Origin of the sequence: Saccharibacillus deserti (assembly GCF_013618475.1) — a bacterium.
GTDB classification, from domain to species: domain Bacteria; phylum Bacillota; class Bacilli; order Paenibacillales; family Paenibacillaceae; genus Saccharibacillus; species Saccharibacillus deserti.
On sequence record NZ_JABJVN010000002.1, the window covers coordinates 1 to 15,532 of the forward strand.

The following is a 15,532-nucleotide window of genomic DNA, read 5'->3' on the forward strand; positions in this document are numbered from 1 at the left end:
TCACGGCCGTGACGATCTCGACGCCGAACGGCGATACGGTAGCGGAAAACGCGACGCTGGCGCTTGAGGCAGAGGTCACGCCAAACGGATCGAATCAAGAAGTAACCTGGGCGGTCGCTGCCGGAACGGGAACGGCCACGATCGATGCGGAAACCGGCGTACTGACCGGCCAAACCGCAGGCACGGTGACGGTCACGGCGACGTCGGTCGGTAATTCGAACGTATCGGATACCCAGGTGATTACCGTAGTGAGCACGCTATAGGCGATTAATTAAGAAATTTTCGGTCAAAATTCGAAAGAGGAGCCTTTCAAGGCTCCTCCAACGTGTCGAGAAAGTCGTATTCTGAACAAAGTGAGGAGGCGGAGGGAGAAATTCAGTGTAGGAACGATAGTGTTCGCCTTTGAAATCGAGAAAATTCTGCTGAAATTTAATCTTCTTCTCGATTTCAACACGCGACCGGAACGAATTTCTCCCGCAGCTGACGAACTTATAAAACGAATAGGACTTTCTCGACAGCCAGGAGGAGCCTTTCAAGGCTCCTCTTTTTTGAGTGAAGATTTGCGGATTTCTTTGCATACGAGTATGTTAAAATGAAAGTGTTAAAATGAAAGCAAACAATCAAAAAGAAACCGAATATCGAAGGGAGAACGAAATGCGTAAACTTGTATTTTTCGTAGGAGGCGCCGGGAGCGGCAAGACCACGCTGGCAAAAGGAATCACCGACAAGCATCATGCGGTCTTCCTTGATATGGATACCGTGTCCCGCCGGGCAAGCGAGAAGATTATGCGGATTGCGGGCCACGATCCCGACGACCGCGATTCGGCGGCTTACAAAGAATTGTGCAGGGATCTGGGCTATGAAATGACCATGGATGTGGCGCGGGAGAATCTGGAGCTGAATGCCGACGTGTTCGCGGTAGGTCCGTTCACCAGCGAGATCCGGAATGCGAACTGGATTCACGAAGAACTGGCGAAGATCGGCGCCACCGTAAACGACGTCGAAGTCAAAGTCGTGTACGTCTATCTCGCCGATATGACGCAGTACAAGAAGCGTATCGAAGAACGCGGCCACAAAGCCGACGAGTGGAAGCTGGCGAACTGGGACCTGTTCGTGAAGCGCATGGAACGGACCGATGTGGAGTGGGACCTGCCGGGCGATTCGGTTCTCTATTTCGACAACTCCGCTTCGACGCTGGAAGAAAACACGCTTGCGGTCGAGCGTTTTGTGTACGGCACACGGGATTAGGCGGAAAGTTTGCGCGCCGCCGGAACAATAGGCCGGGCGCATCGCACAAGAAAGCGAGGCCTCTCCGCAGGGAGAGGCCTCGCTTTCGGCCGTGCTTATATCGTATTTGGTGGGTACGACCCTGTCCAACCGCGGAACTGTCTGCGATAGACGATCACGCGAGCTTACGGTTCTTCTTCCCGGTCGTACAGCCTGCTCTTCGGCTGTTCGCTCTTCAGCTCCTTCGACAAGCGGCGGAAATGCCGCATATGCAGCACGAACGTATACCCGCGCAGCGCAGCCAGCAGAACAGGCAGCAGAATGCCGGGCAGCGTATACAATTCAAAGTAGAAGATGGCGGCAATCGCCAAGGCGACAAACAGCACATCGAACATCATTTTCTGCTGCAGGCGAAGCTGGAGCTTCCGCTTATCCATCCGCAGGTTCTCCGCTGCGGCCGCCTGCCGCTTGGCCTTCCGCCGCTTCCCGCAGCCGGACGGCAAATTCGTCTTCCGACAGGATCCGGACGCCGCTGCCGCCCGCCGCAAGCCGCGCGGCCGACTGCGTCTTGCCGCTCATGTACCCGCCTGCGGCGTATTTCGCATAGTCGCTGCGTCCGACCACCACATAATCGGTCTTCCATTCGACCGATTCGGCGCACAGCGCGCCCAGTCCGGCGGCTGTGCGCTGGGCTTCTTCGCGTTTCATGCCGCTCAGGCGCCCCGAGAACACAATCCGCTTGCCGTAGAGCGGATTGCCGCGGTCGGCCGCCGTATTCGGCGCCGGAGGCGCGGCTTTGCTCTTCGCAGCCCGGCCGGGTACGATGCTGCCGGCCGCGGAACCGCCGGTCTTCCCGGCGGCCGGTACGCTTCCCGTTCCCCGCGCGGCGGAAGCCGCTGCTTTTCGGCTCCGTCCGCCTTTGGTACCCGAAGAAAAGGTGAGATGCTCGCCGCTGTCGAGCATCTGGCCCAGCCGGTAGCCGTAGCGTTCGGCCAGACCCCCGCAGTCCGATGCTTTGCCTTCTTCCAAGCAGCGAAGAAAGATACGGGCGGCCGCCCGCGCGTCTTCCAGCGCGTCGTGATGCTTGAACGCATTCAAGCCCAGTTCGCGGGTGACCGTATTCAGCTTATGGTTGGGCATATCCGGCCAGATTCTGCGCGCCAGCAGGCACGAGCACATGTAGCGGATATGCGGCATTTCCAGTCCGTGAGTCACGGCGCTGCGCCGCAGTACGCTCATATCGAACGAAGCGTTGTGCGCGACCAGCACGCGATCTTCGATCCGCCGCCGCAGTTCCGGCCAAATATCGGCAAAAGACGGCGAGTTGACGACCTGGTCCGGCGTGATGCCGTGTACCGCGATGCAGAAGTAATCGAAGTCGTCGTGCGGATTGACGAGCGTATAATATTCGTCGACAATTTGTCCGCCGCGCACGTCGACAAGACCTACCGCGCAGACGCTTGCCCGTTTGGCATTGGCCGTTTCAAAGTCGATGGCCACAAAGTCCATAACGTCGATCCTCCTTTTAGGGATAAAATGCCGGTCAGCTGCCGATAAACGGACAGCGCCGGACAAAATCGGGTTTGCCGACCTGGTCGACCAGAAAGCGCGCAACGTCCCCGTTGTAGATGCGGTTGCCCGTCATCCGTTCGGGATCGGCTTTGACCGCGCATCCGCCCTGGCCTTCCTTGACGACCGGCAGGCGCACCAGCGTCCATTCCACGGAACTGTGCTGAAGCACGTTCAGTTCCCGCAGCCGGTCGGAAGCGAACTGCGGATGAAGCGAACGCAGCATGCGGGAGACGACGCGGCCTCCAAACGACTTGCGCTCGCCCTGAACTTTGAGCGACAGTCCGGTTACGCCGATATAGCGCCTTACGCCGGCCCGTTCCATCTCTTCGATCACACGGCAGGTCACCGTGCTGTAAAGCGGTTCTTCCTCCGGCGGTCTGCCGAACGTATTGATGACGGCGGAGCAGCCGGCCAGCAGTTCGCGCAGCGAATCGAAACGCGTGACGTCTCCCTGCACAACGGAGAGTCTCGCGGCCATTTCCGGCGGAAGCTGCATGCTTCGCACGTTCCGGACAAGCATCCGCACCCGGTAGCCCTGCTGCAGCGCACAGCTGACGACATAGCGTCCCACGCTGCCCGTTCCGCCGATGACGGCGATGAGCTTAGACTGATTCATGTGACCCTCCATCTATATCGATCCTGAAAATTCGGTATCGGGATCTGCCGCCGCAGCGGCGGCAGTCCTCTTTACCATTATGCGATTCCGGCGTTCCGGTTTCAACTTTGCAGCCTGCGGGGCGGCAGACAAGGAGGGGCTTTTTACATAAATCGTAATCTTTCTTAATACGGGGCGAATGTTTCTTTCCTACACTGGAAAAGGTTTGAAACCCCATACAGAAGGAGCGGATTGATTTGCAAAAGGTTGGACCTGCACGCGGAAAAAGCAAGGCGGCTTGGATGGCGGGAGCCCTGTCGGCGGCCATGCTTCTCGGAACCGGAGCCCAGGCGGCGTCGGCGGCCGATCAGCCCGAAATTCAGGCGCAGAACGTAATTCTCTTGATTCCGGACGGTATGGGCATGGACGGCACGACACTGACCCGCTGGTACAACGGCGGCAAGCCGCTGGCCATGGACGAAATGGCCAGCGGACTGGTGCGGACCTATTCGGCCGATGCCGCAATCGCGGACTCGGCGCCGGCGGGCACGGCTTTTGCGACCGGCTACAAATCGCATACCGGTTATGTAGGCGTACTGCCGGACCGCAACACGATGCCGGGCCTCGATCCGATTGCAAACGGCGACGCCAAGAAGCCGGTCGCGAACGTGCTGGAAGCGGCGCGTCTGTCCGGCAAATCCACAGGGATCGTAGCCACTTCGGAAATCATGCACGCCACGCCGGCGGCATTCAGCGCCCATTATCCGGATCGCAGCAACTATGATGCGCTGAGCGAACAGCAGGTCTACGCGGATATCGATGTGGTGCTCGGCGGCGGCGCGAAATACTTCACGCCGGCCGGCCGCAAAGACGGAGAAAATCTGCAGCAGGTTATTCGCGACCGGGGTTACGACCTGGTAAACGATACGGCAGGCATGAAAAAATCCGGATCCGACAAATTGTGGGGCATGTTCGCGGAGACCGCGATGAGCTACGACATGGATCGCGATCCGGCCAAACAGCCGAGTCTTGCCGAGATGACGTCCAAAGCGATCGATGTACTGGACCGCAGCGAAGACGGATTCTTCCTCATGGTCGAAGGCAGCAAGGTCGACTGGGCGGCCCACGCGAACGATCCGATCGGCATCATCAGCGACGTGAATGCTTTCGACAAAGCCGTAGGCGAAGCGCTTGAGTTTGCCAAAAAAGACGGCAATACGATGGTGATCGCGGTTACGGACCACGGCAACGGCGGCATCTCGATCGGCGACCGCGCAACGACGGGCACGTATGACAAAGAGCCGCTTGCCACGTTCACCGCGCCGCTGCTCAAAGCGAAGCTGACGGGCGAAGGCGTCGAAAGCAAGCTTGCCAATCCGCGGACCAACAGCAATATCAAACAGGTGATGGCCCAATACTACGGCATCAACGATCTGAGCAACAAGGAAGTCGAAGCGATCCGCCGGGCGGAAAAAGGCAAATTGAACTCGGTCATCGGACCGATGATCAGCGAACGCGCGCATATCGGCTGGACATCGGGCGGCCATACGGGCGGCGATGTGGTCTTGTATTCCTACGCGCCGGACGGCCGCAAGCTGAGCGGGCTGCTGGAGAACACGGACATTGCACGGGCCATGGCTTCGGCGCTGGGTCTCAATCTCTCCGAAGTCTCGAAGCAGCTGTTCGTACCGGCCGAAGAAGCGTTCAAAGCCAAAGGCGCACAGTGGAAAATCGACAGCGCGGACAAAGCCAATCCGGTGCTGGTCGTGACCAAAGGCAAAGACACGCTGCGCCTGCCGGTGTTCAAGAGTACGGCGGAACTTAACGGCAAAAGCGTACAGCTCAAAGGAAACGTGATCGACAACGGCGTGAAACTGTTCGTGCCGCAGGATGCGGTGGATCTGCTGCCTTAAAAAGGCGATAATGAGCGGCCCGGCATGAACCCGATTCCGCCCGCCGGCGCACGGTTTGACGCCGGAGCGCAGAGCCGGCAGGATCGGACTTCAGCGTTCAGACTTCGGAGGATGTTTTCCGGAGTCTTTTTTTGTCTTGGCGTGATACCAAGCATCTTCAATCGGGTATTGATACAAGAGCAGCCTGCCTGCTCGATCGGCCGAATTCCATGACAATCAACCCGGGAGAACACTATGATCCTATTTGAAGAAGTAACCAAAATTTATGACGACGGGCGTACGGCTGCCGCCGGATTGTCTTTTGAAGTCCAAAAAGGCGAATTTTTCGTTCTGATCGGCCCAAGCGGCTGCGGCAAAACGACGGTGCTCAAGATGATCAACCGTTTGATCGAAGCGAGCGGAGGGCGGATCGGTATCGACGGCCGTCCGATCGGCGGATACAAGCCGAACGAACTGCGCTGGAATATCGGGTATGTGCTGCAGCAGATCGCCCTGTTTCCCCATATGACCGTGGCGGAGAATGTCGCGGTCGTGCCGGAGCTGATGAAGAAGCCCCGCGAAGAGATCGACAAGACGGTAGACCGTCTGCTGCACCAGGTGGGACTTGACCCGGACGTATACCGCAGCAAACGTCCGGACGAACTGTCCGGCGGCCAGCAGCAGCGGGTAGGTGTGGTGCGCGCGCTTGCGGCCGACCCCGATATCCTGCTGATGGACGAGCCGTTCAGCGCCCTGGATCCCGTTACGCGGGAAAAGCTGCAGAACGATCTGTTGGAACTTCAGCGCACCATCCGCAAGACGATCGTATTCGTGACCCACGATATGCGGGAAGCGCTCAAGCTCGGCGATCGGATCTGTCTGATGGACGGCGGACGGATCGTACAGATCGGCACGCCGGACGAGATCGTGAATCGCCCCGCGAACGACTTCGTGCGCGAGTTTCTGGGCGGGGAGAACGCCGGACTGCCGCTGCGCGGAGCCCGTTTGTCCCTGACGGCCGCAGAATTGTGCGAGCCGCTCGAACCCGACAGCCGTCTGGCGGCGGACGGCGCGGTCACGATCGGAGCCGATACCGAACTCGGTGATCTGCTGTGGCATCTTGCGGCGGAAGAACGGCTGCTGGTGCGAAGCGGCGATGTGGTGATCGGACTGCTGGAGCGTGAACGGACGCTCAAACGGATTGCCCGCGAACTGGCAGAAGGGGGCGAAGAGCGATGAATACTTTTCTCGATGTGCTTGGCGAACGCCAGGGTCAGCTCTGGTCGACGCTTGGCGAACATATCGCCCTGTCGTTCATTTCCCTGCTGATCGCTTCGCTGATCGCCGTTCCGCTCGGTCTGCTGCTGGCGAGAAGTCCCCGCTCCGCGGAAGGCGTGATCGGGGTCACCGCCGTTCTGCAGACGATTCCGTCGCTGGCTCTGCTCGGCCTGATGATTCCGCTGCTGGGAATCGGCCGTATCCCGGCCGTGGTCGCGCTCGTTATTTATGCGCTGCTGCCGATTGTACGCAATACGTACACCGGCGTGCGCGAAGTGGACCCATCGCTGCTCGAAGCGGCCGACGCGATGGGCATGAACCGCCGCCGGAGGCTGATCCGTGTCGAGCTGCCGCTGGCGATGCCCGTCATCATGGCGGGGCTGCGTACGGCAACCGTACTGATTATCGGGACGGCCACGCTGGCCGCGCTGATCGGCGGAGGCGGTCTCGGCGAGCTGATCCTGCTCGGGATCGACCGCAACGACACGAACCTGATCCTGCTCGGCGCTATACCCGCGGCACTATTGGCCATTATTTTCGATACGGCGCTGCGTTTCCTCGAGAAGCTGTCGCTAAAGCGTTCGCTTGCGGCATTGGGCGGATTCGCCGTCGTAATTGCCGCCTTCCTGATTATCCCGCTGCTCGGCCAATCGGGCAAAGCCGACCTGGTGATTGCGGGCAAGCTGGGGGCGGAACCGGAAATCCTGATCCATATGTACAAAGAATTGATCGAGCAGGATACCGACCTTGAAGTCGAACTGAAGCCGGGTCTCGGCAAGACTTCGTTCATATTCGCGGCTCTGCAAAATGGGAATGTGGATATTTATCCGGAATTTACGGGAACGGCCATCAGCGAATTCATGAAGACGACCGCCGTCAGTACCGATGCCGCGGAAGTGTATGCCCAGGCCCGGGACGGCATGAAAAGCAAGTTTGGCATGGCGATGCTCGAACCGATGGCCTACAATAATACGTACGCGCTGGCCATGTCGAAGAAATTGGCCGATCAGTACGAGGTCAAGACGATTTCCGATCTCAAGCCGCTGCAAAATAATCTGGAAGCCGGATTTACGCTGGAGTTTTCCGACCGCGAAGACGGCTATCTCGGGATTCAGGAGCGGTACGGAATCAAGTTCCACACCGTATTTACGATGGAGCCGAAAGTCCGCTACCAGGCGATCGAGAGCGGCGACATCGATCTGCTCGACGCCTATTCCACGGACAGCGAACTGGCGCAGTACGATTTGACCGTGCTGGAAGACGATCAAGGACTGTTCCCGCCTTATCAGGGCGCTCCGCTTATGCTTCAGAGCACTCTGGAAGCCCATCCGGAGCTGGCCGACACGCTGAACGTATTGGCCGGTCAGATCACCGACGACGAGATGCGGAAGATGAATTATGCGGTCAACGCGGAAGGGCGTCCGGCGGCGGAAGTGGCGCGGGAATTCCTGACGGCCAAAGGGCTGCTTGACAGCCGTTAAGAGCGGCCGAAGAAGCGGATGACCCGGAAAGGGCGGATCGACATGCAACAAGGAATAGGATCGGTTCCCGAGAAACCGGTCGAGTATTATCCCCGCAAAGGCAAAATGCTGCAAATCGCTTTGTTCGGACTGCTATTCGTTATAGCTGGGTTTTATCTGATGATTATCGGCTTTGGGCCGGGGGAAGACCATTCGATCTTCGGCGGAATCATGGGGGGGCTGTCGCTGCTGCTCGGATTGGCGGGCTTGGTCTTGGGAGTGAAACAGTCGTTAAGCCGGCAGCCGGGGCTGATCCTCGACGAGAACGGGCTGTACGACCATACATCGGCTTCGGGCGCCGGATTTGTGGCCTGGAGCGCGATCAGCCGGATTGAACCTTACGCGCTGATGAACCAGCCGTTTATCGGCGTCGATCTGTACGATCCGGCCGAATGGCTCGAGCGGCGCGGCGCGGTTTCCCGGGGCTTGATGAAAGCGAACCGCGGACTCGTGTCGTACCCGGTCAATCTTGCCATGCAGGGTTTCGGGCGCGAAGCGGCGGACATTCTGATCGAGATGGAAGCGTACTGGCAGCGTTACGGCGATCCGGGCGCAGCGCGGAGCAGCATGGAAGATCCCGACCGAAGGTACTGAGACTGGGCGGGGGAGAACGGATTTCGGACGGATACGTCAAAAACACCGAAAAGGCCGCGGCCTTTTCGGTGTTTTTGTGTGGGCTGCGCGTCTGCGCAAAACTGCCAAACCTGCTTATTTCGGCACGTTTCCGCCCGCAATCCGGTCTCCCGAATCGCCGGAAGGGTCGGTCTTCTGATCGTCCGGACCGGCATGGATGATCACCGAGCGGCCGGCGATAGACATCGGGCTGTCCGGCTGAAGGTCCGCGCCTTCGAGGAAAAATTCCTGAGAGACTTTGCCGTTTGCTTCGACCGTCAGGTTCTTGGTAAAGTCGCCGACATGCGCACCTTTGGGATTATGATGTCCGTGCTCGTGGGTGGTCGGGTTGAAATGGCCAAGCGCGGTCGCGAAATCGCCGCCTTTGATCGGCATATGGTGAATATGGATACCGTGTGGGCCCGGCGGCAGTCCCGTCAGATTAACTTTAACGCGTACGCCGTCTTTTTCTTCCGTCAGATCGATACTGCCGCGGGTTTTGCCGTCGGCGTTTTTGACGATCGTCTTGGCGGAGCCGGCCGAGACCGCTTGGTTCGACGCGTCCCAGTACACGGGAACGTCAAGCATGTCGCCGACTGCACGCACGGGCACATAGGTCGTGCCGTTGTAGCTCAGCGCCGGAGGATTGGTTCCGTTGTGATGGCCGGTAGGCGCCGGCGCCTGCTGGCGTTCGCCGAACGCGAAGAAAGTGACTTTGGAGACGACCGCGGAAACGGATGTGCCGGCTGCTCCGGCCGTCAAGCCCGAGAACAGGACGGCTCCGCATACGAATGAAGCCGCGAGGTGCTTTTTGCCGAGAGGTTTTTTGGCCATGTCTGGAATTCCTCCTTGGAAGTTGGAGTCGGACGGGAAAGCGCTCTTCGCTGGTCCTTACCCGTGCCCGAATCCGGCGAAACGAAGGTGTAAGCTGTTTTATAGTCAGGTCTGTAAAATAGTGCTACCCAGAAAGCGGCCGATTTGCTACAGTAGAAAAACTGGATTTGGCTTTAGGAAGAAACGATGCTTCGAATTTTATGGAATAAAATGGTACACTTCAATTATCCTTAATCAGGGAAGAGGGATCGCGGTTTGCATAAAACGATCAGTCTGGCGCTTGGTTCGATCTGCGCCGTCTTTCTGTTTTTTACCATGATATCGGCGATCCGTTTCGTACAGTCCGCCTGGCAGGTGCCGCAGACGCAGATGCAAGAGACGGACCGGTACCGGCTTGTACTGATTACGCAGGATCTCGGCACGCCGTTCTGGAACAAGGTGGGCGAAGGCGCGGAAGAAGAAGCCCTGCGCCTCGGCGCCAATCTGGAAGTGTGGGGGACGTACGGGGAAGACCGCGAAGATTTTCTCAAACAGCTCGAGATCGCGATCGATTCCAAAGTGGACGGGATTATCGTGCAGGGCATGGACGAAGACCAATTCGACCATCTGACCAAAGTCAAAGCGGCTTTTTCCGGAATCCCGGTCATTACGGTCGCAAGCGATGTGCCGATGTCCGAAAGCATGCGCAAAACGTATGTCGGCTCCGATGCGCGGGCTGCCGGGAAAATGCTGGCGGAGCGGCTTGTCCAGGACATGGGGACAAAAGGGACCGTGGTGCTGATGGGCGACGAACGCGAAGAATACGATCAGAAGCGGAGGGTCGAAGGCGTTCGCGGCGTATTGGACGCTTATCCGGATATTCGCGTGGAAGAGGTGACTACCTCCGACGAAGAAGAGAAGGTCGCTGCGGCGACGCAGGCGGTCATGAACCGGTTTCCCGGCGTGAACGCTTTCGTCTCGGTAGATGCCAATCTGACGGCGGCGATGGTCCAGGAGATCGGCCGGCGCTCGCAGATCGCTCCCTACCATCTCTATTCGTTCGACGATAATCCGGAGATTCTGCCGCTGCTGCGCCAGGGCAAACTGGACGGCATCGTGGAACAATCGCCGGGCGAGATGGGACAGACGGGGGTACGCATGATGATGCGCTGGCTGGACGGGGAGACCGTGCCGCTGGACACCGAAGGCTATCCGACCGCAATCCGGGTCCTGACGACGGAGGATGCGCCATGATCGGAATCCAACGCAAAATCTGGACGCTCACGGCACTGGTCATGTTTATCATGGCCGCGATCTGGATCATGCTGACTTATTACAACCAGAAGACGCAGGATCAATACAACGACATTTTGCAGCGGTATCTGAATATGAACGAGGTTACGGCGGCGAGCCGGCAGACCGTAAACTCGCTGAACATCTACCTGCTCACGCCGACCGAAGGCAATCTCAGCAGTCTGCGGCGGAGCGAAGAAGAACTGCGTAATACCAGGAGTTCGGTCGGTCTGCTGCGCAACGGGAAGAACGATTTTGCGCTGACGAGCTACATAAATTTGATCGACAGCCTGCTCGAAACGACGGACCGTTCGGTCCGGTTCAAATCGGAGCGGGAAAGCGAGGAAGCGACGCGAACCTTTGCCGAAGCGACGCGCATCTCCCGTTATATCTCGGAGATGACGCTGCAACTGCTCGATATCGAATTGAACACGTACGAGCATTTCTACCGTAGTATCATCGAACAGGCCCAGGAGCTGAAGAAGCTCGGCATCTGGATTCTGCTGTCGATCACATTCGGGCTGCTGCTGTTCACCTATTGGTTCTCGCTCAGTATTACAAGGCCGGTGCAGCAGCTGACCAAAGCCGCCCAGGAGTTGGCAAAAGGCCGGTTCGAGCGGCAGATCGTAGTAAATTCGACGGACGAGATCCATTTTCTGGCGACCACTTTCGAACGCATGCGGATCAACATCAACAACCTGATCTACGAAATCCGGAAGAAGGCGCGGCTCGAGAGCGAACTCCAGCAGAACCGGCTGCTGCTTCAGGAGAGCCAGCTGCGCAGTTTGCAGAGCCAGATCAATCCGCATTTTCTGTTCAATATTCTCGATACGCTGTCCAAGAAAGCTTTTCTGGAAGGCGCGGAAGAAACAAGCGATCTGCTGGTCAGCGTCGCCGGCCTGCTGCGCTACAATCTGAAGCGGCTCGACCGCGCGGTCACGCTCTACGACGAAGTTCGCGTGATGCGTCAATACATGGAGATCCAGTCGGCACGCTTCACGGATCGGCTCAATCTGGTGACGGAGATCGACGAGAAATGTCTGTCCGTCCAGATTCCGGGTCTGACGCTGCAGCCGATTGTGGAAAATGCGGTGATCCATGCGATCGAACCGTCGGAAAGCGGAGGAACAATTACCGTAACGATCGCGGACGGCGGCGACGCGGTATGGCTGACGATCGCGGACGACGGCCCGGGCATGAGCGAAGAGAAGAGGACGGGCATTCTCGAAGAGCGCGAGATGCAGCCGGAAGGACATTCCACGGGAATCGGCTTCGGCAACGTGGTCCGGCGGCTGAGATTGTTCTACGGCATCAAGGATGTAATCGAAATCGACAGCGGAGAAGGGCGGGGCGTAAGGGTCCTGCTCAAATTACCGAAGACAAGGAGAAGCGACAACGATGACGAAGCTGCTGATCGTGGATGACGAACAGGTCGGCCGGGAAGGCCTGCAGGCCATATTGCAAAAAGGCTTCCCCGAACTGACGATCGAACAGGCGAAAAACGGGAAGATGGCGGTGGAACTGGCGGAATCGTTCCGTCCCGAGCTGATTCTGATGGATATCAAAATGCCGGGCATGGACGGGCTGGAAGCGGCGGAGATTATCGGCAAAAAATATCCGGCGATCAAAATCGTCATGGTCACGGCTTACGATACGTTCGATTATGCACGCCGGGCACTCAAGCTCGGGGTCAAAGACTATCTGCTCAAACCGAGCAAAGCGGGCGAAATCAAAAAGACGGTCGGCCGCGTGCTGGAGCAGATCGGCGAGGAAAATATCGAGCGCGAACGCAGCCGTCTGCGCGAAGACGCGTTGGAGCGGGTTATGCCCGTCATCGAGACGGATATCGTGACGCAGCTGCTGTTCGACCATGTGCACGAAGTGCATTCGGACGAACTGGTGGCCTGGCTCGGGGCGGATGCCGGCAGCGAGACTTTCGCGCTGTCCGTGCTGGTGCCCGACGGAGCCGAAGGCGCCTACGGCGCAATCCGCGACCGCGTGCGCCGCGAAGCCGCGGGCTGGGTCGGGGCGCTGTACGGCCGGCAGATTCCGGTTATCGCGTTCCGCGACCGCAGCCGGCCTTTTCGCGCCCAGGCTTCCGAACTGGCCCGGGGGCTGCTCGAAGCCGGAAGAACCCGTTCGAACGTGCACGAAGGCTGGTTTGTCGGCGTGGGCAGCGTCTGCGCCTCGCTGGCGCAGGTGCGGCAGTCCTACCGCGAAGCGCTGCTTGCCACACCCGACCCTCAGCAGCCCGTGCGGTACCGCCTGTATACGGACAAGCCGGAGAGCGGAAATTCGGATTCGGTACTGGATTATCCGGACAAGCGCTGGGAACAGCACTTTTTCGAACAGATCCGGGTCGGCGACTGGGATGGGATCCGGACGGAAACGCTGGATTTCCTGCGCCGCTGCGAGAGCGAAGGAGCGGACCGCCTGCAGGCGCAGCAGCGCGTATCGGAGCGTCTGTGGGTCGCGCTGCGCGTACTCGCGGAGATGGGCGTAGACATGGATACGCCGACCTTCTCGTTCCAGGCGCACGATTATCGCCAGCTGCGCGCCGAGACCGGCTCGATCCTGGACCGGATCAAGCAGGCGTACGCGGAGCACCTCGACCGGATCAAGCCGGACACCGTGCGGCGGATCAAGCAGTATATCGCCGAGCGTTCGCACGAAGACATTTCGCTCGAATCGATCGGCGAGAAGTTCGAACTGAGTCCTTTTTATATCAGCAAACTGTTCAAGGAGCAGGTCGGCGTCAACTATATCGACTTTCTGACCCAGTGCCGGATCGACAAAGCGAAGAAGCTGATGAGCGACCCGGCCCGCAGCCTCAAAGAAATCACGTTCGAAGTCGGCTACCACGACCCGAACTATTTCAGCAAAGTATTCAAAAAGATGTGCGATATCTCGCCGACGGAATACCGCAAAGCCCTCCTGGGAGGCGCAGAATGACCGCCGAACGGAGCCTTGAAAAAGGCGGAGAAGAATGTCGGCGTGGGACCGCCGAACGGAGCCTTGAAAAAGGCGGAGAGGAATGTCGGCGTGGGACCGCCGAACGGAGCCTTGAAAGAGGCGGAGAAGGCTGGCAGCGGAGAACCGCCGAACTCCGCCTTCGCCTACTGCCTCTGCTCGCATTGCTTGCGCTGCTGCTCGCGCTTGCGGCCTGTTCCGGCAGCGAACAGCCCTCGCCGCCCGAAGCTGCCGGCAGCGCGGTTCCGGCAGCCTCGACCTCAAGCGATACCGGCAGAGCTGCGCCTGCTTCAGGCGAAGGCGCTGCGGCAGCGGCGGTCAAGCCGGATGCCGTAAGCGGAGAGAAGCCGATCACGATCGGCTTTGCCATGGATACGCTGCTGGAGGAGCGCTGGAAGAAAGACCGCGACCTGTTTGTCGAAGCCGCCGGGGAACTGGGGGCGGACGTGATCGTCAAGTCGGCTGCCGGCGACGATGCGCGGCAGATTTCCCAGGCGGAAGCGATGATCAGCCAAGGCGTCGACGTACTTGTCGTCGTGCCGCATAACGCCGAAGCGACAGCGGCCATCGTTAGTAAGGCGCACAAATCGGGGATCAAAGTGCTGTCTTATGACCGGCTGATCAAAAACGCGGATGTCGATCTGTACGTCTCGTTTGACAATATCGAGGTGGGACGCCTCCAAGCCCAGACGATTGCGAAACAGGTGCCTTCCGGCAATTACGTCTATATTGGCGGAGCCGATACGGACAATAACGCGCATCAATTCAAAGACGGCGTGTTCGAAGTGCTCCAGCCGCGGATCGATCGCGGGGATATCCGGATTGTCTACGACCAGTGGTCGAAAGACTGGAAGCCCGTACACGCACTGGACCATATGCGCGAGGCGCTGGACGCCAACGGCACCGGCGGGATCGATGCCGTGATCGCGGCCAACGACGCCACGGCGGGCGGCGCGGTGCAGGCGCTGGCGGAATACGGCCTGGAAGGCCGCATTCCGGTCGCGGGCCAGGACGCGGACCTTGCGGCGATGCGCCGGATCGCTTCCGGCACGCAGACGATGACCGTCTACAAGCCGATCGGCCGGCTGGCCGAAGAGACGGCGCGCCTGGCCGTCGCGCTCGCCAAAGGCGATCCGACCGGCGCGACCCGCCGCGTCAACAACGGCAAGATCGAAGTGCCGTCGATCCTGCTTAAGCCGGTCGCCGTCGACGCCTCCAATCTGGAGGAGACGGTGATCGCCGACGGTTTTCATTCGCGGGAAGATGTGTATGGGACTGATGAAGGCGAGTAAGGCGAAGGTTTAGCGGGGATGCAGCGCCGCGGCCGCGCACTTATTTGGATCCAACCAGCCGCTAACAAGGAAATAACGGTCTCTATGCAGTTATTTTGCATCAGGCCGCTCCGCAAACTGCGTTAGAAGCCGAACCAAGCTCGAATTCAAACGCCGAACCGGTCTCCGGTTTACTCAAACGTTCATCCGGAAGCTCCAAACTCCCAATTTCGACTCCAGTACTGTCCGCTTTCGACTCCGGTGCGACCCGCTTACCCTACCCAACGACCCGAGACCTTTCCCAAGCCGGAGAAGGTCTCTTTTTTGTGCCCGCGGCGAAGCGAATTTCAGCAGGACGGCCTTTTTTTGCAAACGCTTACCCATTCTCCTTAAAAAAGTACAGACGGTCGCAAAAGAGTGCTAACGATAAGCGCTTACATCAAGCTGAAGCGGTGCTATATTTGATCTTGCCAGAAGGAATCAACCACA

At 58.9% G+C, this 15,532-nt stretch carries 14 protein-coding genes; 10 read left to right on the top strand and 4 right to left on the bottom strand.

Translation table 11 applies throughout. The features are described from left to right. Positions 1-263: Ig-like domain-containing protein (locus HOP44_RS06120; RefSeq protein ID WP_172251620.1), on the top strand; the 263-nt coding region annotated here is incomplete at its 5' end. Between the two features lie 391 nt (positions 264-654). Then, positions 655-1,248, top strand: coding sequence for a P-loop nucleotide/nucleoside kinase family protein (locus HOP44_RS06125; RefSeq protein ID WP_172251622.1), 594 nt, complete (start codon positions 655-657; stop codon positions 1,246-1,248). 164 nt (positions 1,249-1,412) lie between these two features. Here the strand turns inward: HOP44_RS06125 and HOP44_RS06130 are convergent, their stop codons facing one another. The 3 genes from HOP44_RS06130 to HOP44_RS06140 are packed head-to-tail and all read right to left on the bottom strand — an operon-like array spanning position 1,413 to position 3,415. After that, positions 1,413-1,664: a hypothetical protein gene (locus tag HOP44_RS06130; RefSeq protein ID WP_172251624.1), complete on the bottom strand. Its 252-nt coding sequence runs from the start codon at positions 1,662-1,664 to the stop codon at positions 1,413-1,415. Next, positions 1,657-2,736: a 3'-5' exonuclease gene (locus HOP44_RS06135; RefSeq protein ID WP_172251626.1), complete on the bottom strand. Its 1,080-nt coding sequence runs from the start codon at positions 2,734-2,736 to the stop codon at positions 1,657-1,659. Before HOP44_RS06135 ends, HOP44_RS06130 begins: the two co-directional genes overlap by 8 nt. Before the next feature lie 34 nt (positions 2,737-2,770). Continuing rightward, positions 2,771-3,415, bottom strand: a complete 645-nt coding sequence (locus HOP44_RS06140) for an NAD(P)-dependent oxidoreductase (RefSeq protein ID WP_172251628.1) — start codon at positions 3,413-3,415, stop codon at positions 2,771-2,773. 281 nt (positions 3,416-3,696) lie between these two features. Between HOP44_RS06140 and HOP44_RS06145 the strand changes: the two genes are divergently transcribed. The 4 genes from HOP44_RS06145 to HOP44_RS06160 all read left to right on the top strand — a co-directional run bounded on the left by HOP44_RS06145 (position 3,697) and on the right by HOP44_RS06160 (position 8,678). Next, on the top strand, positions 3,697-5,307 hold the full coding sequence (locus HOP44_RS06145) for an alkaline phosphatase (RefSeq protein ID WP_172251630.1): 1,611 nt from the start codon (positions 3,697-3,699) through the stop codon (positions 5,305-5,307). Between the two features lie 234 nt (positions 5,308-5,541). Continuing rightward, positions 5,542-6,525, top strand: a complete 984-nt coding sequence (locus HOP44_RS06150; protein WP_172251632.1) for an ABC transporter ATP-binding protein — start codon at positions 5,542-5,544, stop codon at positions 6,523-6,525. Beyond that, positions 6,522-8,045, top strand: a complete 1,524-nt coding sequence (locus HOP44_RS06155) for an ABC transporter permease/substrate-binding protein (RefSeq protein WP_172251634.1) — start codon at positions 6,522-6,524, stop codon at positions 8,043-8,045. The genes HOP44_RS06150 and HOP44_RS06155 overlap by 4 nt, the downstream gene beginning before the upstream one ends. Positions 8,046-8,087: 42 nt before the next feature. Beyond that, positions 8,088-8,678 (top strand): STM3941 family protein, encoded by a 591-nt coding sequence (locus tag HOP44_RS06160; protein WP_172251636.1) that lies wholly within the window; start codon positions 8,088-8,090, stop codon positions 8,676-8,678. A gap of 114 nt (positions 8,679-8,792) precedes the next feature. On the opposite strand, the gene HOP44_RS06165 is transcribed toward HOP44_RS06160, so the two are convergent. Beyond that, on the bottom strand, positions 8,793-9,530 hold the full coding sequence (locus HOP44_RS06165; RefSeq protein ID WP_172251638.1) for a superoxide dismutase family protein: 738 nt from the start codon (positions 9,528-9,530) through the stop codon (positions 8,793-8,795). A gap of 255 nt (positions 9,531-9,785) precedes the next feature. Between HOP44_RS06165 and HOP44_RS06170 the strand changes: the two genes are divergently transcribed. The 4 genes from HOP44_RS06170 to xylF are packed head-to-tail and all read left to right on the top strand — an operon-like array spanning position 9,786 to position 15,064. Next, complete coding sequence (locus HOP44_RS06170; RefSeq protein ID WP_172251640.1) at positions 9,786-10,763, top strand: sugar ABC transporter substrate-binding protein; 978 nt, start codon at positions 9,786-9,788, stop codon at positions 10,761-10,763. Beyond that, positions 10,760-12,226, top strand: a complete 1,467-nt coding sequence (locus HOP44_RS06175) for a sensor histidine kinase (RefSeq protein ID WP_172251642.1) — start codon at positions 10,760-10,762, stop codon at positions 12,224-12,226. Before HOP44_RS06170 ends, HOP44_RS06175 begins: the two co-directional genes overlap by 4 nt. Further along, on the top strand, positions 12,201-13,754 hold the full coding sequence (locus HOP44_RS06180) for a response regulator (RefSeq protein ID WP_172251644.1): 1,554 nt from the start codon (positions 12,201-12,203) through the stop codon (positions 13,752-13,754). The genes HOP44_RS06175 and HOP44_RS06180 overlap by 26 nt, the downstream gene beginning before the upstream one ends. Next, entirely contained in the window at positions 13,751-15,064 is a 1,314-nt protein-coding gene (xylF, locus tag HOP44_RS06185) for a D-xylose ABC transporter substrate-binding protein (protein WP_172251646.1), read from the top strand. Before HOP44_RS06180 ends, xylF begins: the two co-directional genes overlap by 4 nt. Positions 15,065-15,532 lie beyond the last annotated feature (468 nt).

Excerpts from the sequence above, each read along its gene's own strand:
- HOP44_RS06125 (WP_172251622.1), top strand. The coding sequence starts at position 655 with ATGCGTAAACTTGTATTTTTCGTAGGAGGCGCCGGGAGCGGCAAGACC.
- HOP44_RS06130 (WP_172251624.1), bottom strand. The coding sequence starts at position 1,664 with ATGGATAAGCGGAAGCTCCAGCTTCGCCTGCAGCAGAAAATGATGTTC.
- HOP44_RS06135 (WP_172251626.1), bottom strand. The coding sequence starts at position 2,736 with ATGGACTTTGTGGCCATCGACTTTGAAACGGCCAATGCCAAACGGGCA.
- HOP44_RS06140 (WP_172251628.1), bottom strand. The coding sequence starts at position 3,415 with ATGAATCAGTCTAAGCTCATCGCCGTCATCGGCGGAACGGGCAGCGTG.
- HOP44_RS06145 (WP_172251630.1), top strand. The coding sequence starts at position 3,697 with ATGGCGGGAGCCCTGTCGGCGGCCATGCTTCTCGGAACCGGAGCCCAG.
- HOP44_RS06150 (WP_172251632.1), top strand. The coding sequence starts at position 5,542 with ATGATCCTATTTGAAGAAGTAACCAAAATTTATGACGACGGGCGTACG.
- HOP44_RS06155 (WP_172251634.1), top strand. The coding sequence starts at position 6,522 with ATGAATACTTTTCTCGATGTGCTTGGCGAACGCCAGGGTCAGCTCTGG.
- HOP44_RS06160 (WP_172251636.1), top strand. The coding sequence starts at position 8,088 with ATGCAACAAGGAATAGGATCGGTTCCCGAGAAACCGGTCGAGTATTAT.
- HOP44_RS06165 (WP_172251638.1), bottom strand. The coding sequence starts at position 9,530 with ATGGCCAAAAAACCTCTCGGCAAAAAGCACCTCGCGGCTTCATTCGTA.
- HOP44_RS06175 (WP_172251642.1), top strand. The coding sequence starts at position 10,760 with ATGATCGGAATCCAACGCAAAATCTGGACGCTCACGGCACTGGTCATG.
- HOP44_RS06180 (WP_172251644.1), top strand. The coding sequence starts at position 12,201 with ATGACGAAGCTGCTGATCGTGGATGACGAACAGGTCGGCCGGGAAGGC.
- xylF (WP_172251646.1), top strand. The coding sequence starts at position 13,751 with ATGACCGCCGAACGGAGCCTTGAAAAAGGCGGAGAAGAATGTCGGCGT.